21 protein-coding genes are annotated in these 20,702 nt (G+C 72.7%); 11 read left to right on the forward strand and 10 right to left on the reverse strand.

Annotated elements, in window-relative coordinates:
• Nucleotides 1-2: 2 nt before the first annotated feature.
• The 4 genes from ABD191_RS24090 to ABD191_RS24105 all read left to right on the forward strand — a co-directional run bounded on the left by ABD191_RS24090 (nucleotide 3) and on the right by ABD191_RS24105 (nucleotide 3,429).
• On the forward strand, nucleotides 3-1,256 hold the full coding sequence (locus ABD191_RS24090) for a magnesium transporter MgtE N-terminal domain-containing protein (RefSeq protein WP_344086452.1): 1,254 nt from the start codon (nucleotides 3-5) through the stop codon (nucleotides 1,254-1,256).
• 64 nt (nucleotides 1,257-1,320) lie between these two features.
• On the forward strand, nucleotides 1,321-1,986 hold the full coding sequence (locus tag ABD191_RS24095; RefSeq protein ID WP_344086606.1) for a DUF1003 domain-containing protein: 666 nt from the start codon (nucleotides 1,321-1,323) through the stop codon (nucleotides 1,984-1,986).
• 85 nt (nucleotides 1,987-2,071) lie between these two features.
• Entirely contained in the window at nucleotides 2,072-3,208 is a 1,137-nt protein-coding gene (locus tag ABD191_RS24100) for a P-loop NTPase (protein ID WP_344086455.1), read from the forward strand.
• Between the two features lie 35 nt (nucleotides 3,209-3,243).
• On the forward strand, nucleotides 3,244-3,429 hold the full coding sequence (locus tag ABD191_RS24105) for a hypothetical protein (protein WP_425560841.1): 186 nt from the start codon (nucleotides 3,244-3,246) through the stop codon (nucleotides 3,427-3,429).
• A gap of 207 nt (nucleotides 3,430-3,636) precedes the next feature.
• On the opposite strand, the gene ABD191_RS24110 is transcribed toward ABD191_RS24105, so the two are convergent.
• The 7 genes from ABD191_RS24110 to ABD191_RS24140 form a co-directional block, all read right to left on the reverse strand.
• Nucleotides 3,637-6,447, reverse strand: coding sequence for a DUF5682 family protein (locus ABD191_RS24110; RefSeq protein WP_344086458.1), 2,811 nt, complete (start codon nucleotides 6,445-6,447; stop codon nucleotides 3,637-3,639).
• A complete protein-coding gene (locus tag ABD191_RS24115) occupies nucleotides 6,444-7,559 on the reverse strand; it encodes an ATP-binding protein (RefSeq protein ID WP_344086461.1) in 1,116 nt (371 codons plus the stop codon). The genes ABD191_RS24110 and ABD191_RS24115 overlap by 4 nt, the downstream gene beginning before the upstream one ends.
• Nucleotides 7,560-7,571: 12 nt before the next feature.
• Nucleotides 7,572-8,885: a VWA domain-containing protein gene (locus ABD191_RS24120; protein WP_344086464.1), complete on the reverse strand. Its 1,314-nt coding sequence runs from the start codon at nucleotides 8,883-8,885 to the stop codon at nucleotides 7,572-7,574.
• Nucleotides 8,882-10,297, reverse strand: coding sequence for a hypothetical protein (locus ABD191_RS24125; RefSeq protein WP_344086467.1), 1,416 nt, complete (start codon nucleotides 10,295-10,297; stop codon nucleotides 8,882-8,884). Before ABD191_RS24125 ends, ABD191_RS24120 begins: the two co-directional genes overlap by 4 nt.
• Nucleotides 10,297-10,704, reverse strand: coding sequence for a hypothetical protein (locus ABD191_RS24130; RefSeq protein ID WP_344086609.1), 408 nt, complete (start codon nucleotides 10,702-10,704; stop codon nucleotides 10,297-10,299). The genes ABD191_RS24125 and ABD191_RS24130 overlap by 1 nt, the downstream gene beginning before the upstream one ends.
• 171 nt (nucleotides 10,705-10,875) lie before the next feature.
• Nucleotides 10,876-11,670 carry an enoyl-CoA hydratase-related protein gene (locus tag ABD191_RS24135; protein WP_344086612.1) on the reverse strand — a complete coding sequence of 265 codons (795 nt, stop codon included), beginning with the start codon at nucleotides 11,668-11,670 and terminating at the stop codon, nucleotides 10,876-10,878.
• 8 nt (nucleotides 11,671-11,678) lie between these two features.
• Nucleotides 11,679-12,479 (reverse strand): PaaX family transcriptional regulator, encoded by an 801-nt coding sequence (locus ABD191_RS24140; RefSeq protein ID WP_344086470.1) that lies wholly within the window; start codon nucleotides 12,477-12,479, stop codon nucleotides 11,679-11,681.
• A 246-nt stretch (nucleotides 12,480-12,725) separates the two neighbouring features.
• On the opposite strand from ABD191_RS24140, the gene ABD191_RS24145 reads away from it, so the two are divergent.
• Together ABD191_RS24145 and ABD191_RS24150 are read left to right on the forward strand one after the other, a co-directional pair.
• Nucleotides 12,726-12,893 carry a DUF3117 domain-containing protein gene (locus tag ABD191_RS24145; protein ID WP_203915007.1) on the forward strand — a complete coding sequence of 56 codons (168 nt, stop codon included), beginning with the start codon at nucleotides 12,726-12,728 and terminating at the stop codon, nucleotides 12,891-12,893.
• A gap of 114 nt (nucleotides 12,894-13,007) precedes the next feature.
• Nucleotides 13,008-14,456, forward strand: a complete 1,449-nt coding sequence (locus ABD191_RS24150; protein WP_344086473.1) for a leucyl aminopeptidase — start codon at nucleotides 13,008-13,010, stop codon at nucleotides 14,454-14,456.
• Here the strand turns inward: ABD191_RS24150 and ABD191_RS24155 are convergent.
• Nucleotides 14,453-15,013 (reverse strand): O-methyltransferase, encoded by a 561-nt coding sequence (locus tag ABD191_RS24155; RefSeq protein WP_344086620.1) that lies wholly within the window; start codon nucleotides 15,011-15,013, stop codon nucleotides 14,453-14,455. The two genes, ABD191_RS24150 and ABD191_RS24155, sit on opposite strands and share 4 nt — an antisense overlap.
• Nucleotides 15,014-15,222: 209 nt before the next feature.
• Between ABD191_RS24155 and ABD191_RS24160 the strand changes: the two genes are divergently transcribed.
• The 3 genes from ABD191_RS24160 (at nucleotide 15,223) to ABD191_RS24170 (ending at nucleotide 17,455) form a co-directional block, all read left to right on the forward strand.
• The gene (locus ABD191_RS24160; protein ID WP_425560842.1) at nucleotides 15,223-16,440 is read left to right on the forward strand and encodes a S1C family serine protease; all 1,218 of its coding nucleotides are present in this window, start codon (nucleotides 15,223-15,225) and stop codon (nucleotides 16,438-16,440) included.
• Nucleotides 16,441-16,526: 86 nt separating this feature from the next.
• Nucleotides 16,527-16,949, forward strand: a complete 423-nt coding sequence (locus tag ABD191_RS24165) for a Sec-independent protein translocase subunit TatB (protein WP_344086479.1) — start codon at nucleotides 16,527-16,529, stop codon at nucleotides 16,947-16,949.
• 113 nt (nucleotides 16,950-17,062) lie between these two features.
• Complete coding sequence (locus ABD191_RS24170) at nucleotides 17,063-17,455, forward strand: tetratricopeptide repeat protein (protein ID WP_344086623.1); 393 nt, start codon at nucleotides 17,063-17,065, stop codon at nucleotides 17,453-17,455.
• Here ABD191_RS24170 and ABD191_RS24175 read toward each other — a convergent pair.
• A complete protein-coding gene (locus tag ABD191_RS24175) occupies nucleotides 17,452-18,372 on the reverse strand; it encodes a proline dehydrogenase family protein (protein WP_344086482.1) in 921 nt (306 codons plus the stop codon). The two genes, ABD191_RS24170 and ABD191_RS24175, sit on opposite strands and share 4 nt — an antisense overlap.
• Before the next feature lie 102 nt (nucleotides 18,373-18,474).
• Between ABD191_RS24175 and ABD191_RS24180 the strand changes: the two genes are divergently transcribed.
• The gene (locus ABD191_RS24180; RefSeq protein WP_344086485.1) at nucleotides 18,475-19,032 is read left to right on the forward strand and encodes a CGNR zinc finger domain-containing protein; all 558 of its coding nucleotides are present in this window, start codon (nucleotides 18,475-18,477) and stop codon (nucleotides 19,030-19,032) included.
• 30 nt (nucleotides 19,033-19,062) lie between these two features.
• On the opposite strand, the gene ABD191_RS24185 is transcribed toward ABD191_RS24180, so the two are convergent.
• Nucleotides 19,063-19,869, reverse strand: coding sequence for a sugar phosphate isomerase/epimerase family protein (locus tag ABD191_RS24185; RefSeq protein ID WP_344086488.1), 807 nt, complete (start codon nucleotides 19,867-19,869; stop codon nucleotides 19,063-19,065).
• Nucleotides 19,870-20,137: 268 nt separating this feature from the next.
• On the opposite strand from ABD191_RS24185, the gene ABD191_RS24190 reads away from it, so the two are divergent.
• Entirely contained in the window at nucleotides 20,138-20,602 is a 465-nt protein-coding gene (locus ABD191_RS24190) for a hypothetical protein (protein ID WP_344086491.1), read from the forward strand.
• Nucleotides 20,603-20,702 lie beyond the last annotated feature (100 nt).

Raw genomic sequence — 20,702 nt, forward strand, 5'->3', positions numbered from 1 at the left:
GCGTGACGACGGCGACCAGGGTCTACGTCGCCCGGCTCGCCGGCCTCGCCGTCTTCGACCCTAACGGAGACCAGGTGGGGCGGGTCCGCGACGCCGTGGCGCGCGTCCGCGACGGCGGGCTGCCGCCGCGCGTCGTCGGTCTGGTCGCCGAGATGCCCCTGCGGCGACGCATCTTCCTGCCGATCGGCCGGATCACCTCGGTGGACGCCGAGTCCGTCGTGCTCAGCACGGGGACGCTGAACCTGCGCCGGTTCGAGAAGCGCCCCGGCGAGCTGCTCATCCTGGAGGACCTGCTCGACCGCAGGGTCACCATCACCGGTACGGGCGCCAGCGCCACCGTCGTGGACGTCGCCATGGAGACCACCGGCCGCCTCGGCGACTGGGTGCTGACCCGGGTCGCCGTGCGGGAGTACACCGGGCGGTTGTCCCGCCGGGGGCACCTCCACCAGTTGGAGTGGGCGGAGGTCGCCGGCCTGGTGGGTGAGGCCGAGTCGCAGGGCACGGCGTCGCTGCTGGCCGTGCTCGACAACATGCGTCCGGCCGACATGGCGAACGTGCTGCAGGACCTCTCCGACGAGCGGCGCGTCGAGGTGGCCACCGCCCTCGACGACGAGCGCCTGGCCGACGTGCTGGAGGAGCTGCCCGAGCATGACCAGGTGGAGATCATCGGGGCGCTGAGCCCCGAACGGGCGGCCGACGTGCTGGAGGAGATGGACCCGGACGACGCCGCCGACCTGCTGGCCGAGCTGCCCAAGCCGGATCAGGAGGCGCTGCTCGACCTGATGGAGCCGGACGAGTCCGCGCCGGTTCGGGCGCTGCTCGACTACGTCCCCGGCACCGCCGGTTCGATCATGAACTCGGAGCCGGTCGTGCTCACCCCGGACGCCACGGTCGCGGAGGCGCTGGCCCGGGTACGCGAGCCCCAGCTCTCCCCCGCCCTGGCCGCCATGGTCTATGTGGCGCGGGCGCCGATGGCCACGCCGACCGGGCGCTACCTGGGGGTGGTGCACTTCCAGCGGCTGCTGCGCGAGCCGCCCGCCGCGATGCTGGGCGGCATCGTCGACAACGGCGTCGACCCGCTCGCGACCGGCACCCGGCTCAACGAGATCACCCGGCGGATGGCCACGTACAACCTGGTGGCCATGCCCGTCGTGGCCGACGACCGGCTGGTCGGCGCCGTGACCGTCGACGACGTGCTCGACCAGCTCCTGCCGCGCGACTGGCGCGACCGCGACCAGCAGGCCGGCCGTGACTGACGCGCGGGGGGACGCCGACGGCCGGCGGGAAGGGCGGCGTGGCGCCCGTCGCGCCGACCAGGTGATCCCGTGGCGGGAGCCACGCGAGAGCCGGCCCACCACCCAGCGGGAGACGCGCCTCGACCAGCCGCGCCTGCGGCGGGGACCGAAGCTGCCCCGCTTCGATCCGGAGGCGTTCGGGCGCTGGTCGGAGGGGATCGCCCGGTTCATGGGGACGGCGAAGTTCCTCGTCTACATGACCGTAGTGATCATCATGTGGATCGGGTGGAACACGCTCGCGCCCTCGGGATGGCGCTTCGACCCGTACACGTTCACGTTCCTGACCTTGATCTTGTCGCTCCAGGCGTCGTACGCGGCACCGCTCATCCTGCTCGCGCAGAACCGGCAGGCCGACCGCGACCGGCTGGCCGCCGAGGAGGACCGCCGTCGCGCGGCCATGCAGAAGGCGGACACCGAGTACCTGGCACGGGAGATCGCCGCGCTGCGCATCGCGCTGGGCGAGGTGGCCACGCGTGACTTCCTCCGCTCCGAACTGGCCCGCCTCGCCGAGGAGCTCGACGAGTCGGCGCACCGGCGGCTCAAGGTCGCCCGCAAGGAACAACAGCGCCAACTGCGTAAGGAGGCCCGCCGGGCGGACGCGCTGGCCTTCGACGATGACCCCGACGCCACGGAGGATCCGGACGAGGACGAGGAGCCGCGCGCCTCAAGGGGCAAGACGCGCGACTCCTGATTCGATGGTCGCACCGACCGGGCGGACGTGGGGGCCGAACAAGGGCGAAAAGTCCGCCCGCCTGACCGCAACTAGCATGGGTGCCATGCCTGACCCGAGCACTGACGCCATCCGCGCCGCCCTCGCCACCGTCAACGACCCCGAGATCCGCCGGCCGATCACCGATCTCGGCATGGTCAAGGACGTGCGCATCGGGCCGGGCGGCGCGGTCCATGTCGAGGTGCTGCTCACGGTCGCCGCCTGCCCGCTCAAGGACAAGCTGCGCGACGACGTGACGGCGGCCGCGCGCGCGGTGCCCGGGGTGACCAGCGTCACGGTGGAGTTCGGCGTCATGACGCCGCAGCAGCGCCAGGAGCTGCAGTCGTCGCTGCGCGGGCCGCAGGCGGCCGAACCGGTCATCCCGTTCGCCCAGCCGGGCTCGCGTACCCGGGTCTACGCGGTGGCCAGCGGCAAGGGCGGGGTCGGCAAGTCCAGTGTGACCGTGAACCTGGCCGCCGCGCTGGCCGCCCGGGGACTGTCCGTCGGCGTGGTCGACGCGGACATCTACGGCCACTCGGTGCCCCGGATGCTCGGCACGGACGACCGCCCCACCCAGGTCGAGGACATGATCATGCCGCCGCAGGCGCACGGCGTGAAGGTCATCTCGATCGGCATGTTCACCAAGGGCAACGCCGCGGTCGTCTGGCGCGGGCCGATGCTGCACCGGGCACTGCAGCAGTTCCTCGCCGACGTCTACTGGGGCGATCTTGACGTCCTCCTGCTCGACCTGCCGCCGGGCACCGGCGACGTGGCGATCTCTCTCGCGCAGCTGCTGCCCGGCGCGGAGATCCTCGTGGTGACCACCCCGCAGGCCGCGGCCGCCGAGGTCGCCGAGCGGGCCGGCGCCATCGCCCTGCAGACCCACCAGCGGCTGGTCGGCGTCGTCGAGAACATGTCGTGGCTGGAGCTGCCGACCGGGGAGCGGATGGAGGTGTTCGGCTCCGGCGGCGGCGCGGTCGTGGCCGGGTCGCTGAGCCGGCTGGTCGGCGCGGACGTGCCGCTGCTGGGCCAGATCCCGCTGGACACCCGCGTCCGCGAGGGCGGCGACGCCGGCACCCCGATCGTGCTCGCTTCGCCGGAGTCGGCGGCAGCCCAGGCCCTGGCCGCCGTGGCCGACCGGCTCGCGGTGCGCCGCGAGAGCCTCGCCGGGCGTTCGCTCGGCCTGACCCCCGCCGGCCGATGAGCGACCGCCGCCCGCTGCCGGGTGACGAGTGGTTGGTGAGTCTGGCCATCCCCGTCGAGGCGCGCTCGCGCGGCGAGGCCGTCAAGGCCTTCTGGGAGTACGTGCACCAGCTCGGCCCCGAGGAGCTACCCGCGTTCGTCTCCCCGGCCCGGGACGAGCTGGACATGCGCGCCTACGTCCTGGACGAGCCAACCAACCTGGACCCCGAAGAGGACGACTGACCAGGTCGCGACCGCTTCCCGCACGGCTCGGTGAGGCTGCGCCTCACTTCCAGTGATCGTGCGAGCGCCAGTCGCCGGTTACGGGGCGACTTAGCATAGGTATCGATGGATCTTGGTACGAAAGGCCGCCTATAGGCGGCCTTTCGTACCAAGATCTGGCAGGCACGGCAGGAGGGCGGCGCTCGCGCAGCGTGGTGAGCGATCTGGTTACGCACCCAGCAGGGCGGCCACCGCCTCAATCGTTGCCGGGTGGGTTGTCAGCAGGGCCCGCGCCGCGGGGTTCGATGGCGCGCCGGTCCCGGCCGGCTCCCGCCACTCGGCGGGGAGACCGAACAGGGCCGCGATCGCGTCGGTGGTGGCCGGCTGGGCGCGCAGGAGTTCGCCCGCCGGGCGGTCGGCACCACCGGCGGCGGCGCTCCCGGCTCCCGGGCTCCCGGTGGCCGCGGCCGTCACCTGCGCCGGGTGCCGGGCCAACCAGGGCGGCACGAAGGCGTCCACGGCCGGCAGCGTCGCTGGGAACGTGCGTCCCGCCTCGCGGATGAGCAGCGGAACGTACTCGGCGGCGTGCTCCTTGAGCGTCGTGATGAGCGTCGGCAGCCACGGCAGCAGCACCGGGTCGGGCAGCCGGGCGAACGCGTTGGAGATCACCTCGACGACGAACGGCGCCAGCTTCGGCACCGGCTCCAACGCCTGCACGAACCCGCTCAGGTACTGCGGGAAGGACGGCACCACGAGCGGGTTGGCGAGCAGCTCGTCGCAGCGCGAGCGCAGGTCGGTCACGGTGAGCAGGCCGAGCTGCGTGCGCGCCGCCCACAGCAGCGCCACCTTCGCCGGCGCCTCCGGGTGCGACTGGGCCACGGCCAGTTCCAGCTGGGTACGGTCGCAGCCCAGCGAGATCGCCAGGCTCTCCATGCCGAACAGGAAGCCCAGCATGGCCGCCACCTGGCGCACGCCGGACTCGTCGTCGACGAAGGCGGTCGGCAGCAGGGTGCAGTAGTGCGCGTACCCGCCCGTCACGAAGTCCTGGCACCACGCCGGCAGCTCCGGTTCCGTGGCCCGGTAGTGGGCCAGCAGCCGGCGGGCCCGGCGCAGCACCTCGGGCGCGTCGTCGACCGTACGCTCGGCGGCGAGCAGCTCGACCGCCCGCGCGCCCAGTTCGTCGGTGAACCGCCGGCTGCCCAGGAAGACGATCGAGTCCTCGACCGCGGCCAGCGCCTTCGCGGCCGTGGCCTGCGGGCCCCACACGCTGCGCCGCAGCCGGTGCTCCACGACCTGCTCGACCGTGACGCCCTCGTAGCCCAGCTCGATGATCGCCCGCTGGTTGCGGCCGATCGCCAGGTCCCAACTCTCCTGGATGGACTTCTCGCCGAGCCGGCGCGAGCCCATGATGGGCCGCACCGCCCCCTCGGGCAGCAGGTAGCGCAGCATCCACAACAGGTGCGACACCGGCTCCAGCTCGGGCCGGGCGGCCAGGTCCATGAGCGCCCGGTGGATGGTGCGCTGCTCCAGGTCGAAGTCGAGCGGCGCGAGCCGGTCGTAGACGTCGCGGGCCAGCGGCGGCAGCGCCTCGTAGCCCACCTGCCCGACCCGGTCGCCGCCGAGCAGGATCTCGCACAGCCGCCGCACGTCGCGCCGGCCGGGCACCACGTCCTTCTCGATGCACGTGACGGCCGCGTCCGCGAAGTCGTACGGGGTGGGTCGCGCCCGGTTGCGCATGCCGGCCAGCAGGATCGACGTCTCGAAGATGGCGATCGCGTCGGCCGTGCTCGACAGGTACCCGTTGCGGCGGGCCAGCCGGACGATCTCGACGGACCAGCCGAGCAGCTCCTCCTCGTCGAGTCCGAGCGGCTCCGGCGGCGTGGCCAGGTAGCCGGACAGCTTGTCGGCGACCGGTGCCGGCGCGGCTGCCGGGGCGGGTGCCTTCGCCTTGGCGGCCTTCTTGCGGCTGCCCTTCTGGCCGGCGAGCTGGAACGTCGCCAACCGCGTGGCGCTCACGGCCTTCTGCCAACTGGTCGAGGCGATCGACACCGAGCCGGGCGCGAGGCCGAACTGCGCCTCGATCGCCGAGTGGCTCGACGGGATCAGCCCGTAGAGCCACTTCGTGGCCGTGCGCTCCGTGATGACGAAGTCGCCCGTCCCGTCGACGCCGAACTCCTCGACCCGGCTCGCCGCGTGGAACGCGCCGCACACGTACAGGCAGTCGGCCGGGTCGGCACCGGTGGCCGCGAGGTGCTCGCGCATGCGCGTCCACATGTAGCGCTCGCGGTCCTCGTCGACCGTGACGCGGCGGGCGTCGCCCGGCGCGAGCCGCCGGAACAGGCTGCCGATCAGGACCATGACCTGCCGGTACGTGTCGTAGTCGGCGGCGGCGAGCGGCCGTTCGACGTACTGGTCCCACCATTCCGACCAGTGGCGCACCCGGCCGTGGTGCAGCAGGTGCTCCTCCAGTTCGGCGAAGCGGGGCCGCAGGTCGCCGATCTCGATGCCGACCGCGTCGCCGTGCAGGTCGCCGTCCTCGGTGTGCTCCCCGGCCGGCGCGGCCTCCTCGCGGGGCTGCCACTGGAAGACGTGGTCGGTGGACCGGTCGACGAGCACCAGCTCGACGCCCGGCGTCTCCAGGGCGTACGCGATGGCCTGGTATTCCGCCGAGGACTCGGTGATCGGCGCGACCACGGACAGCGGGCCCCAGTCCTTGGGGAAGCCGTCCAACTCGGCGGCGAAGGCCTGCAGCGCCACCGGCAGCCGGCAGTTGCGCAGCTCGGTCAGCAGCGGCGCGAGGTCCTCGCACAGTTCCAGGTAGATGACCTTCGGCTGCTTCTCGCGCAGGCGGCGCACCATGGCCAGCGCGGACGCCGGCGAGTGGTGGCAGACCGGGAAGATCTCCAACCGCTCGGCCAGCGCCCGGTCGACGTCGTCGACGATCCCGGCGAGGATCCCGCCGAGGGCGTCCGGGCCGACGAACTCCTCCGCCGCGCCGACCAGCTGCGTACGCAGCTCGCCAAACGGACCGGCCGTCATGACAGGGTCGCGATGGCCTGGCGGCCGCCGTCGAGGAACTCGGGCCAGTCGCCGCCGTCGGCCTTGCTGCGGGGCTCGACGACGCCGTGCAGGTACTTGTTGAGGATCGCCAGGTCCTCCGGGCTGCGCCGGGCGAGCGACCCGACCAGCGAGCTGGCCAGGGTGCCCGCGCGCAGGGTGCGGTCGCCGAAGAAGTTGCTGTGCAGGATCGCGTCCTCCAGCACGCCGATCTGCTCGGCCGTGGACAGCGCCGACTCCAGCTTCTCGTCGTCGCTGGTCGCCGACGCGGCCGCGGCGCGCAGGTCGGCGAAGCTCTGCAGCAGGATGTCGAGCAGCGTGGGCGGCACCTCCAGCTCGATCTGGTGGCGGCGCAGCAGCTCGACCGTGCGGAAGCGGACGATCTCCGCCTCGCTGCGCTTGTTGCTCACCACCGGGATGCGCACGAAGTTGAACCGTCGCTTGAGCGCCGAGGAGAGGTCGTTGACGCCCCGGTCGCGGCTGTTGGCCGTGGCGATGATGGAGAAGCCGGGCTTGGCGAAGACGATGTTGTCGTCGTCCAGCTCCGGGATCGAGACGTACTTCTCCGACAGGATCGAGATCAACGCGTCCTGCACGTCGCTGGTCGAGCGGGTCAGCTCCTCGAAGCGGCCGATCACCCCGCGCTCCATCGCCGTCATGATGGGCGACGGGATCATCGACTCGCGGGACTGGCCCTTCGCGATGACCATCGACACGTTCCACGAGTACTTGATGTGGTCCTCGGTGGTGCCGGCCGTGCCCTGCACGACGAGCGTGGAGTTGCGGCTGATCGCCGCGGCGAGCAGCTCGGCGAGCCAGCTCTTGCCGGTGCCGGGGTCGCCGATGAGCAGCAGGCCGCGGTCGGATGCGAGCGTCACGATGCTGCGCTCGACGAAGCTGCGGTCGCCGAACCACTTCTGCGACACCTCGCGGTCGAGGCCGTCCGAGCGCTCGGAACCGAGGATGAACAGCCGCACCATCTTCGGGCTCAGCCGCCACGAGAACGGCTTCGGGCCGTCGTCGACGGACTCCAGCCAGTCGAGCTCCTCGGCGTACTTGACCTCGGCGGGGGCGCGCAGCATTTCGTTGGTCATGGCAGGGGTCTCCTAGGCGAGGAAGTTCTTGAGTTCGACGACGAGCTTCTTGATGTGTCCGGACAGGACCGGCCGGCCCATGTCCTTGAAGCGCTGGCGGAACCAGGGGTTGACGCTCTGCTGGCCGCCGCTGCTCACCGAGCCGACCGGGATCACCTTGACCCCGGATCGGTGCATGGCCTGCAGCCCGTCGAAGACGGCCTGCTCCCGGTACTCGTAGAAGTCGGAGATCCAGACGACCACGGAGTTGTGCGGGTCGCTGATCTTCGGCCGGGCCAGCTCCAGCGCGACCGTGCCGTCCGTACCGCCGCCCAGCTGGGTGCGCAGCAGCACCTCAAACGGGTCGTGCACCCACGGCGTCAGGTCCAGCGCCCGGGTGTCGTACGCGACCAGGTGCACGTCCACTTTGGGCAGTCCCGCGAAGATGGACGCCAGGATCGTACAGTTGACCATGGCGTCGACCATCGAGCCGGACTGGTCGACCACGACGATGAGCCGCGCCGGGGTGAACCGCTTCGCGGTGCGCCGGTAGAACAGCTTGTCGACGTAGAGCCGCTCGTCCTCCGGGCTCCAGTTGGTCAGGTTTTTCCAGATGGTGCGCTCAAGGTCGAGGTTGCGGAACACCCGCTTCGGCGGCACCGACCGGTCGATCGTGCCGGCCGACGTCTGCGCCACCTGGGTGCGCAGCACCTCGGCGACCTCGTCCACGAACCGGCGGATGAGCGCCTTGGCGTTGGCCAGCGCCACCCCGGACAGGTTGTGCTTGTCGCGCAGCAGCTGTTCGATGAGCGACATGCTCGGCGTCAGCTGGGCGGCCAGCTTCGGGTCGGCCAGCACCTCGCGCAGGTGCATGCGGCGCACCAGGTCGCCCTCGAGGCCGGCGAGCACGCCGCCGAGGCCCTCCGCGCTCGGCCGGCCGCGCAGCTCGCCCGGCTGCCTGCCGAGAGCGCACTCGAACCAGCCCGCGTCGGACTGCCAGCGGGCCAGCTGCGTGGCACTCACGTTCCCCGAGCCGGTCGCGAACACGTTGAGCAGGACCTTGGACACGAGCGCCGCGCGGCGCACCTCGCCGCCCGCGGGGGCGGCGTCCGGGTCGGGCACCATCAGGTTGCGCAGGTCGTCGCCCACCTCCGGGAACCGTTGCACGATCGTGTCGATCGAGACCTGCGGGTCGAGCAGGGCGGCCGGCAGGCCCAGGTCGTCGACGATCGCCACGCTGGCGCTCTCCAGCGCCGCCTGCTCCTCCGGGTCGAACAGCCGCGCGAGCAGCCGCCAGTAGAGCACCTGCCGCCGGTTGGCCTCGGCGGTTGTCAGCTCCTCGCTCATGTGCGCAGCAACCTTCCGGCGCGCTCGCGCAGCACGGAGAACGAGTCGCCCGCGGCCGCGTACGCCTTCGCCGCCTTGGCGTCCGTGACGCCCTCCGCCCAGTCACCGTTGTGCGCGCCGACCGGCTTCTTCTTCACGATCGCCTGCACCGCGAGCGGCTGCAGCGACCACGCCCCGGCGTCCCAGCGCAGCAGGCCCAGGCACGCCGACGAGGCGGCCACCAGGTCGGCGGTGAGCGGTCCGCAGGAGGGCAGCCGGTCGACCGCCACGGCCACCCGCGCGCCGCCCAGGTCGAACGCGAGGCCGCCGGCCTCCGTCGCCTCGGCGCGGTAGCCCTCCAGGAGCACGGGCTCCGCGAGCGCGACCGGGTGGCGGTCCAGCGGCGGCACGGCCGGGGCGACCGCGCCGGCGAGCAGCACCCGGGCGGTCGCGAACGGGTCAGCCGGCTCGCCCGCGCGTGCCTGCCCGTCGCGCCACAGCAGGTCGCCGCTGGCCAGCAGCGGCACGTCGGTGAGTTCGAGGACGCGCCGGTCGGCGAGCGCGGCCTTCAGCACGGGCGCGTCGCCGAACAGCCGCCACACGGCCGGGCCGACGATCGTGTCGGTCTTCGTGGCCCCGACGCTGGCGCGCACGAGCCGGGGCTCGGTGCCGGCGACCTCGAGGACGCCGTGGACCTGCGCCTGCACGGCCGTGCTGTGCTCGTGCACGTCGACGCCGAGCACGAGCAGCCGCCCGGACACCGTGGCGACCGGGTCGGGCGTGGCGGCCCAGCCGGCGTCGTGGGCGAGCAGCGTCGCGCGCGACCACAGGTCGCCCCAGCGGCGCAGCGGCACATGGGGCATCGTCGAGACCGGGCTGGCCACCCGCAGCTCGGCCGCCAGACCGTCGAGCAGCACCGCGAGCCGGCGCGCGGCCGGCACGGCCAGCAGCGCCGAGATCACCTGGCCGGCGGTGGAGACGATGTCGTGGTCGACGCCGCGCCACCCGGTGATGACCAGCTCGCGCAGCCAGGAGCGGGTGCCGGCGAGCAGGTTGTCCAGGCCGCCCGGCGCGGCGGACGCGCCCGCGGGCGGCTGCCACGCCTGGCGGGTGCGGCCGAGCGCCGCGTCGAGGTGACCCCGCAGCGCGTCGTGCGCGGCGCCCAGCAGCGCGGCCCGACCGCCGGCCAGGGCCGCGAGGTGCTCGTCGCCGACCGAGCCGGCGACCACCTTGCCGACCGCCTCGGTGAGCGGGTCGCCCAGCGGCGAGCCGGCGAACGCTCCAGCGAACGCGGCCAGCGCCGCCGCGCGCTCGTCGTCGACCCGGCCCAGGCCGTGGGCGAGGGCGGTGTCGAGGCCGGCCACGAGGTCGTCGGCGTCGGCCACGCCGGGAATGTCCGCGCCCGTCAGCGCGGTGAGGTTCGTCGCCAGCATCAGCGCACCGCCCCGGTGGCCGGGAACCAGTGCAGCTCCGGCAGGGGCGCGGTCGTCTGCGGCAGCTCCAGGTAGGCGAGGTGGTGCAGGAAGCTGCTGAACACGGTGGCGGCCGGGGTCGGCTGATGGTGGCCCTTGATCAGGAAGGTGAGCGCGGTGCCCATGCTGACCTGGGTCATGTCGAGGCGCAGGAAGCGCGCCACCTGCTCGGTGCCGTACTGCAGGTCGGCCTCGGCGACCAACGCGGTGATGTGCTTGCACGGGTAGGCGTCGCGCAACCCGCCGCAGGGACGGTTGTTGTTCGTGCTGCAACTGAGCCCGTGTGGGGCCACCGTGACCGACGACACGTAGACCCGGTCGATGTCGGAGCCGCTGGACACGACGCCCTGCAACCGCCCCTCGGCCATCTCGACGAACGGCACCTTGGCCAGCTTGCGGGGCCGCACCGGCGACACCACCCGCGCCGTGCTGCGACGCTCCTCTGTGGAGCTATCCACGCCCTTCGACCTCCCGGCAATCGGCGATCCGTGACGCGGACTGTTCTACAGCACCTCCCCGACAAACCTGGAAACCGCCGCTCAGCGCCCCTGGAACACCCGTGGGCGCTTCGCGACGAACGCGGTGACGGCATCGACGTGGTCGGTGGTGAGGCCGCACTGCCGCTGCGCCTCGGCCTCGCCCGCGAGCGCCTCGGCGAGCGTCCCGGACGCGCCCACGAGCAGCTCCAGCTTGATCGCCCCGTACGCCACGGTCGGACCGGCCGCGAGCCGGCGCGCGAGCGCGTGGGCGGCGTCCAGCACCTCGTCGTCGGCGTCCACGACGCGGGTCAGCAGGCCCAGCCGCAGCGCCTCGTCGGCCGCCACCGGCTCCGCGAGGAACAGCAGCTCGGTCGCCTTCGCCGTGCCCACGATCCGTGGCAACGACCACGAGACGCCCGTGTCCCCGGCCAGCCCCACCCCGGCGAACGCCATGAGCAGCGACGTGGACGGCCCGCCGACCCGGAAGTCGGCCAGCAGGGCGAGCGACGCGCCAGCACCGGCCGCCGAGCCACGCACGGCCGCCACGACCGGCTTGGGGAGCGTGGCCAGCGCCTCGGCGAGCGGGTTGTAGTGCTGGCTGACGGTGTCGAGCGGGCTGTCCGAGCCCCCGGTCAGGACCTCGACGTGTTCGCGCAGGTCCTGGCCCACGCAGAAGGCCCGGCCGCTGCCGGCGAGCACGACGGCCCGGCACTGCGGGTCGGCCGCCGCCGCCCGCACGGCCTCCAGCAGCGCCTCCTTCAAGGCGACGTTGAGGGAGTTGAGCGAGTCGGGACGGTTCATGGTCAACGTCGTGACCCCGTCGGCGGTGGAGACGAGCAGCGGGCTGTCGGTCACGGGAGTACTCACCGGTCCTTCCAAGTCTGCGGATCAAGGCACTGGTCGACGAAGCGGTCGGCCGCCGGCCGCAGGCGGGCCTGGTGGCGGTCGAAGAAGGCGGCCGCCGCCGTGCCCGGCCAGCGCGCGGGCAGCAGGACCGCGGGCAGGCCCGGATCGGTGAACAGGAACGTCCGCCAGGCGTGCACCAGCCGCACGCGGGCCGCGTACGCCTGGACGTCCGCGCTCCGGCTGGTGACCGCCAGGACAGTCGGTCGGAGATCACGAACGAACCGACCGTACTCCTCGCCGATCTTCCTGAGGTCCCAGGCCCGGCGGACGAGGTCCAGGGCACCGGCGGTGCCGCCCTCGCGCGTGGCCGTGAACCGTTCGAACGCCAGGCCGGCCAGGGCGGACGGCACCTCGGCGGACGGTCGTGGGGCCACCCAGACGCCGCCGTCGAGGCTGCCGTAGCCGAGGAAGCCGAGGGTCGACGACACGCGGTGGCGCTCGGTACGGTCAGCCGGCATGTCGATCACGAGGAGATCGAAGCGGCCGTCCCAGGACAGCGGACCGTCCCGGTAGACGCGGGCGGCGGTGTCGTCGAGGCGACGCACGGCGCGCCCGGTGAGTTGGTAGCCGGGGCCGCTGGCGAGCCGCCCGGGCTCCAGCCAGCCCTGGCGGACCATGCGCGAGATAGCTGTTCGCACGGCGGGCGCGGAGATGCCGAGCGGCGCCAGCAAGCGGACCAGAGCCGCTACCGGTGCGCGCCCACCTCGTTGCCGGAGATAATCGCCGAAGACGTCGAACAGTGCTGAGCGCGCCTGCATAGCCAGCCCATTGTGACACTGGCGTGTAACAATTGACAACAGGCGTCACATAGTGGGCGCCCCGGTTTGGGGTCTGGGGCCACTATCAGGAAAAATCGTTGGTTGGCGCGACGCGGCAACGGCTCAACGCCGCTCGCTGACGGGAAACCTCCGTCGTCGACCTCGCCCCACCCGGCTCCCCCGCCGGATGCGAGCGAAGTCTGCGCCTATATGGGCCACGACGCGAAGATTCTGAGGGGAGACAACATGGCGGCGATGAAGCCGCGGACCGGCGACGGGCCGCTGGAGGTCACCAAAGAAGGCCGTGGCATCGTCATGCGCGTGCCGTTGGAAGGTGGCGGCCGGCTGGTCGTCGAGATGACGCCGGACGAGGCGACCGCGCTCGGCGAGGCGCTGAAGTCCGCTGTCGGCTGACACCGGCGGAAACCGGTCATTTGGATTTGATCGCCTTCCGGGTACGAGCTCGGCGCATCCCTCGGCTCGTACCCGGCGGCGATCATCCGTCTCTACGAACCGCAGGAGTGCACCGTGCTCGCCATCAGGCTAGGCCCCGCGGACCTCTCAGCTGACGTGCTCGCCCTGCCGGTCACCCGCGTCGGTGACGCGGCCGCGCCGCTGGACACCGGGCTCACGCTGCCGGAGCCGCTACGCGACGAGATCACGGCGTTCCTGGCCGACGCGGAACACACCGGACGCCCCGGCGTCACCCACAGCCTCGCCCGCCCGGGCCGTACGCCGCGCCGCCTGCTGCTCGTGGGCGTGGGCGACGAGCCCGGCGCGGCCCAGTGGCGCGCCGCCGGTGCCGCCGCCGCCCGAGCGGCCCGCCGGGAGCCGAAGCTCGCCGCGGCCCTCCCGGCCGATCCCGAGGCGGTGCGCGCCTTCGCCGAGGGAGCCTGGCTCGGCAGCTACCGGTTCCGGGTCGGCGCGGACGACCCGGCCACCGCGCCCGCCCTGCGCACGGTCGTGCTGCCCCGTGCCGCCGGCGCGGACGCCGCGCTGGCCGAGGCCCGCGCCCTGGTCGACGCCACCGTCCTGGCCCGCGACCTGACCAACACCTCCAGCCTGGACAAGTCGCCGAGCTGGTTCATCAAGACCGTCGCCAGGGCCGCCCGGGACACCGCGCACCTGGACCTCACCGTCATCGGCGACGGCGAACTCGCCGACCTCGGCTTCGGCGGCCTGCTCGCCGTCGGCGGCGGCTCCCCGCGACCGCCCCGGCTGCTGCGCCTCGACTACGCACCGCCCGGCGCGAAAATCCACGTGGTGCTCGTCGGCAAGGGCATCACCTATGACACCGGCGGCATCTCGATCAAGCCGCTGGACGGCATGAAACTCATGCGCAAGGACATGGGGGGCGCGGCCGCCGTCAGCGGCGCGACGCTCGCGGCGGCCAAGCTCAAGCTGGGCGTACGGGTGACCGCGCTCGCTCCGCTCGCCGAGAACGCGGTCAGCGGGTCGGCGATGCGTCCCGGCGACGTGATCCGCCACTACGGCGGGCTCACCTCCGAGATCCAGAACACGGACGCCGAGGGCCGGCTGGTGCTCGCCGACGCCCTGGCCTACGCCGTTGCCGAGCTGGACCCCGATCTGATCATCGACGTCGCCACCCTCACCGGCGGCTCGTGGGTCGCCCTGGGCCGGCGCACGGCCGCGCTGTTCACGCCCAACGACGACCTGGCCGCCGCGCTGACGACGGCCGGCAACGACGTGGGCGAGGCCATGTGGCGGCTGCCGCTGGCCGACGACTACGTGTCCGGGCTGGCCAGCGACATCGCCGACGTGACCAACATGCCGTCCGGGCCGCAGGCCGTGGCCGCCGCGCTGTACCTGCGGGAGTTCGTCGGCGAGGCGGCCGACCGCTGGGCGCACCTGGACATCTCCGGCCCGTCCTGGATCGAGACGACCGACGGTCACCTCGTCAAGGGGGCGACCGGCTGGGGCGTGCGCGTGCTGACCCGCTGGCTGGGCACCCTCTAGCGCTTCACCACGCAGAGCAGGCCCTCGCCGGTCGGCAGGATCGCGGGCAGCCACTCCTCGCTGTCGCGCACCTGCCGGGCGATCTCGCGGAGCGCGACCGTGTCCGGGTCGCGGGCGGCCGGATCGGCCACCCGGCCGTTCACGCCGAAGACGCGGTTGAGCACCAACAGCCCGCCCGTGCGCAGCAGCCGGCGGGCCGCGACCACGCACGCCGCGTACTCCCCCACCACGCTGTCGACGAACACCAGGTCGTAGCAGCCGTCGGCCAGCCGCGGCAGCACGTCCAGGGCGCGGCCCGTGATGATGCGCGCCCGGCCGGGCGCGTACCCGGCCATCGCGAACGCGCGCCGCGCCAGCCGCTGGTGTTCGGGCTCGGCGTCGATCGTGGTGAGGACGCCGTCGGCGCGCATGCCGCCGAGCAGCCACAACCCGCTCACGCCCGTACCCGTACCGATCTCCACCACCGTGCGCGCCTGCGCGATCGCCGCGAGCAACCGCAACGCCGACCCCGCCCCGGGGGGCAGCGCCACCACGCCCACCTCGCGGGCGGCCGCCATCGCCGCGCGCACCGCCGGGTGCAGCGGCGCGTACGCCTCGACAAAATCGTGCGTCGAGGGCGAAGGCGGGTCATGGGTGACGGCGGTGATGAGGAACCTCCGGAGGCGACAAGGGGACGACCAGCGCATTGAAGCCTAGAGAACGGGAGTCCGGGTAGGACAGTGCCGCCACGTGCCATCCTGGAACCGGGAGGACGGGAGGTGGGCCGGTGACTGGGGACAACCATGGCTCCGCTTGGTGGTCGGACGCGCTGCGGGACCCCTGGCGGGATCCGGGCACACCGACGCGACTGGTGACGCAGTCGCCGGTACCGCCTCCGCCGGAGGCGCCCACGGCGCCGCCACCGGCGCGCGGCGCCCGATTGAGCCTGGTGGTGGTTGTCGCCGCGGTCAGCGCGCTGTTCGCGGGCACGCTCGGCGGCGCGCTCGGGTTCGTCGCGGCGAGCCGCTCCGGGGCGGCCGCGCAGACCGTGCTGGGCCGCGCCACGGCCTCGGCGCCCGCGCTCGCGCAGCGGCCGCCGGACTCGCTGGCCGGGGTGATCAACCGCGTGATGCCGAGCGTCGTCACCGTGCACGCCGAGGCCGGCCAGGGCGAGAACCTGGGCTCCGGGTTCGTCATCTCCTCCGACGGGTACGTGCTCACGAACGATCACGTGCTGGGCGACGCGGGCAGCGACGGCATCCGGCTGACGTTCTCGGACGATCGTTCGGCGGCGGCCCGCGTCGTGGGGCGCGAGCCCGAGTCCGACCTGGCGGTGCTCAAAGTGGAGCGCGCCGACCTGAACCCGGTGGAACTCGCCGACTCCGACGCCGTCGCCGTCGGCGACCCGGTGCTCGCCATCGGCTCGCCGTTCGCGCTCACCGGCACGGTGACGTACGGGATCGTGAGCGCGCTCGACCGCACCATCGAGGGCAACGACGGGGCGGGCACGACCCGCTACTACGCGGCCATCCAGACGGACGCGGCCGTCAACCACGGCAACTCGGGCGGGCCCCTGTTCGACGTCAACGGCCGGGTGATCGGCATCAACTCGATGATCAAATCGCTGTCGTCCAGCTCCGACGAGAGCGGCAACATCGGCCTGGCCTTCGCCATCCCGATGAACCAGGCCAGCCGCATCGCCGGCGAGATCATCGACTTCGGCAAGGCCCGCCGTACGGTCATCGGCGCGAACCTGCAGACGTCGTACCGGGGCTCCGGCGGCGGCGTGCGCCTCGCGGACGTCGACGAGGGCGGCCCGGCCGCCAAGGCCGGCCTGCGCTCCGGCGACGTGATCACCAAGTTGGGGGATCACCCGATCCAGACGCCCACGGATCTGATCGCCCTGGTCCGCCGGTACGACCCGGGCACCGTGATCTCCGTCACCTACCGGCGCGACGGTGCCTCGGCATCCACCCAGGTGACCCTCGTGGCGGACGCCAACTAAATGATCACGGTAGGGCCCCTCGCGCGGGAGCCGTCCCCCTGCGTACGCTTGCGTCGCAGCCGCAGGTCACGCCGGGAGGAGGAGCGGTGTTCGACAACCTGAACTGGTGGGAGATCACCGTTCTGTTGATGCTGGCGCTGTTCATCTTCGGCCCGGAGCGTCTCCCCAAGGCGATCGCCGACGGCCTGCGCATGATCCGCACGCTGCGCAACATGGCCCGCAACGCGACCTCCGACCTGTCCCGTGAGCTGGGCACGGACGTCCGCGTCGAGGACCTCAACCCGAAGACGTTCATCCGCAAGCACCTCCTCACCGAGGAGGACGAAGCGGCGCTGCGCCGCCCCATCGACGAGGCGATCGGCGACCTGAAGAAGGTCACCGAGGACGTCAACGGCAGCGTGAACGGCCTGCGCGGGGCCCCCGGCAGGGGCACGACGAGCACCAGCACACCCGCGCCCGAGGCCCCCGCCGCCCTCCCGCCCCAGCGCTACGACACGGACGCCACCTGACCGGTCCGCGTCGCGCGGACGAGGGCACGCGTTCCTTGATCACCGCTTGCCGTGGTGGCGGAATACTTGCGCCGGTGGTGAGGTTGGTCGATCCGTGGGAAGGGGTGGTGGTCATGGACTACGTCGAGGAGTACCGGCGGGCCGAGCTGTTCATGGAGGCCGGCGACCCGCACGAGGCCGCCCGGATCCTGCAGCCGCTGCTGGTGGCCGAGCCGGGCAACGCTGCCGTACGCCTGCAGCTTGCCCTCGCGTACTTCGCCTCCGCGCAGCTGCGTCGCGCGGAAGGTGAGCTGCGCGCCCTGGTCGAGCGCGACCCGACCGATCATTACGCGCATCACGTGCTGGGGCGGACGTTGGAGCGCCTCAACCGGCACGCCGAGGCGCTGCCGCACCTGCGGCTGGCGAGCGCGATGTCGCCCCTGGACGACTACCGGCAGGCGGTCGACCGGGTCGCGGCCCGCGTCAACGTCCGGGGCGTCCCCGGCGGGCCGCCGTCGGCGAGTTAGGACCGGGAGGTCAGCGCGCGCAGGAACAGCGCGACGTTGGCGGGCCGCTCGGCGAGGCGGCGCATCATGTACCCGTACCATTCCGTCCCGTACGGGACGTATGTCCGGACCAGGTACCCCTGCTCCACGAGCCGCCGCTGTTCGACGTCGCGCACGCCGTACAGCATCTGGAACTCGAACGAGTCCGCTGACCGCTCGAACCACTTGGCCCGGTCCTCGCCGATGGCCACGAGCCGCGGGTCGTGGGTGGCCAGCATGGGGTATCCGGGTCCGGACATGAGGATGTTCATGCACCGCACGTACGCGAGGTCGACGTCGAGCGGGGACTGGTAGGCGACCGTCTCCGGCTCCTTGTAGGCGCCCTTGCACAGCCGCACCCGCGATCCCGCCACGGCCAGCGCGCGGCAGTCGTCCTCGGTGCGGCGCAGGTACGCCTGCAGGACCGCGCCCGTGGCCGGGAACTCCTCGCGCAGCCGCGTGAGGGTCTCCAGCGTGGAGTCCGTGGTGGTGTGGTCCTCCATGTCTAGGGTGACCGTGGTGCCGGCGGCGCTGGCCGCCACGCAGATGGCGCGCGCGTGGTCGTACGCGAGCTTCTCGTCGAAGCGCTGGCCGAGGGCGCTGAGCTTGACGCTGACCTCGGCCATGGGCGTCAGTTGCGCCTCGGCCAGGACGGCGAGCAGGCGCTCGTACTCCTCCCGGGTGGCCTGGGCCTGCTCCGGGGTGACGGTGTCCTCGCCGAGGTTGTCGAGAGTGACGGCGAGGCCGGCGTCGGCGAGTTCCCGGGTGACCCGCAGCGCGTCGGACGTGTCCGTGCCGGCCACGAACCGACGCACCACCTCCCGACTGAGCGGAGCGGTCTCCACGAGCCGTTCGACGCGGGCCGACCGGGCGGCCGCCAAGATCACAGATCGCAGCATAGGGCGAGCGTATCGCCCGTGGTCCCGGCCGCGTGAGCGCCCGGGCCGTCCGGTGCTGCGGCTCGGCTCGCTCGACGAGCGCGGCGCCACTACCGTTGACGCGTGAACTTCGACGAGTACGCCCGGACCGCCGTTGATCTCGTAAATGCCCGGATCGAGACGCTCGACGACCTACGGGTGTTCTTCGGCGGCCAGAGCTGGCAGGCCGACGAGGCGACGGAGCGCGACCTCGCGGCACTCAGGCGCGGCCAGCGCCGCCTGCGCGAGGTCTTCGAGTACGGCTCGTCGGGCCGCGACGCCGACGCCGTGGCCGCGCTCAACTCGATGCTGGAGCTGCAGCCGGTGCAGCCGCGCATCTCGGGGCATGACGCCGCGGACTGGCACATGCACGTGACCAGTCGCGGCTCCTCCGTGTCGAACGAATACCTGGTCGGCGCCGCCTGGGGCCTGGCCGTATGGCTGTGCGAGTTCGGCAGCGCCCGGTTCGGCGTGTGCGCCGACGAGCGCTGCGGCAACGTCTATCTGGACACCTCGTCGAACAACTGCCGGCGATTCTGCTCGGAACGCTGCGCCACCCGCTCCCACGTGGCCGCCCATCGCGCCCGCAAGCGCGCGACCGCCAAGCCCGCCGACGAGGGTGCGCGCGTGCCGGTGGGCTGACGGCCGCGTCGGGTCACCGGCCGCGGTCCGCTACCGGGCCGCGCCGGTCGCCGCACCCAGATGGGTACGCGCGAACGCGAGCGCCTCGGCGAGGTCGGCCTGCCGGGCGGCGCGGTTGGCGGCCCGCCTGGTCGCCACCTCGACGGCGACCGACCCGGTGAACCCGCGTTCGGCCAGCGAGGCGAGCAGCCGCCCGCACGGTTGCGCGCCCCGGCCGGGCACCAGGTGCTGGTCGTGGCCCTCGCCGCTGCCGTCGCCAAGGTGCACGTGGGCCAGGCCGGCCCCCATGGCGTCCGCCATGTCCAGCGCGTCGACCCGGGCGGCCGCGCAGTGCGACAGATCCAGCGTGTACGCCTCGAAGCCGCCGTCGGTCGGGTTCCACCCGGGGGCGTACGGCACGAAGACCCGCCCGGCCATCCGTACGGGGTACATGTTCTCGACGGCGAACGCGATGCCGGGGTACTGCTCGCGCAGGTTGCCCAGCCCGGCGGCGAAGCCCCGCGCGTACTCCCGCTGCCAGGTGAACGGCGGGTGCACGACGACCGTGGGCGCGCCGAGTTCGGTGGCGAGCGCGGCGGAGCGGCGCAGCCGCTCCCAGGGGTCGGTGCTCCACACCCGCTGCGTGATGAGCAGGCACGGCGCGTGGACGGAGCGCACCGGTTGCCCGTAGTGCTCCGCGAGCATCCGCAGCGCGGCGGCGTCCTGGCTGACCGCGTCGGTCCAGACCATGACCTCGATGCCGTCGTACCCGAGCGTCGCGGCCATCTCGAAGGCGGCCGAGGTCGGCTCGGGGAACACGGACGAGGTCGACAGCAGGACGGGCGGCGAGAAGGTCACGCAGCCAGGGTAGCCCGGTCGGTCCCATCTGCCCGTGGATCGCACGACCGACCCCGCGACGCAGCTCACGGTTCCGCCAAGCGTCCACTGAGGACCGGAAGGGCGACGCGCCGTACCACGCGACGCGCCGTGACGCCCACGGAATCCGAACAACGTGCGCAACCAAACGCCAAGCAAACGTGTTAACCGGACATAAGGCGCATTACTACGCCCCGACCACCCCGGATGTGGCCGGGCCGGCGCCTTGGTTCCTGTCAGGAGGTATCAGATGAGCAAGGCACGAGTCCGCGTCGCGGCGGCCGGGATTGCTGTCGTCGCTGGTCTGGCGCTCGCCGCGCCGGCCCAGGCGGCCACGTCCAGCCCGGCCCAGGCGGCGCCCTCGGTCGTTGCCGACCGTGGCCACGGTCACGGTCACGGTCACGGCGGCTTCGGCGGTCACGGCGGCTTCGGCGGTCGCTTCGGCGGCTTCGGCGGTCATGGCGGCTTCGGCGGACACAGGTTCGGTGGCTTCGGCCACCGTGGCTTCAACAGGTTCCACCACTTCGGCGGTTACAGGTTCAGCCCGGTCTTCTTCGCGGGCGGGCACCGCCACTTCTACGGTGGGAACGCCTGGTTCGACGACTGCAACGACTTCTTCAGCCCGTTCGGCGGCTTCGGCAGCTACGGCGGCTTCGCCGCCGGCTGGGGTGGGTTCAACAATTTCTTCGGCGGCGGCTGCTTCGACTTCTGCTAGTCGACGTCGATAACCAGCGGCCGGTCGTCGGGCTCCACGGCCCGACGGCCGGCCGTCGGCATGTCCGCCGTCGGCGTGGCGACAGCGCACCCCCGGGTCA

The sequence above is a fragment of the Luedemannella helvata genome (genome assembly GCF_039528415.1).
GTDB classification, from domain to species: domain Bacteria; phylum Actinomycetota; class Actinomycetes; order Mycobacteriales; family Micromonosporaceae; genus Luedemannella; species Luedemannella helvata.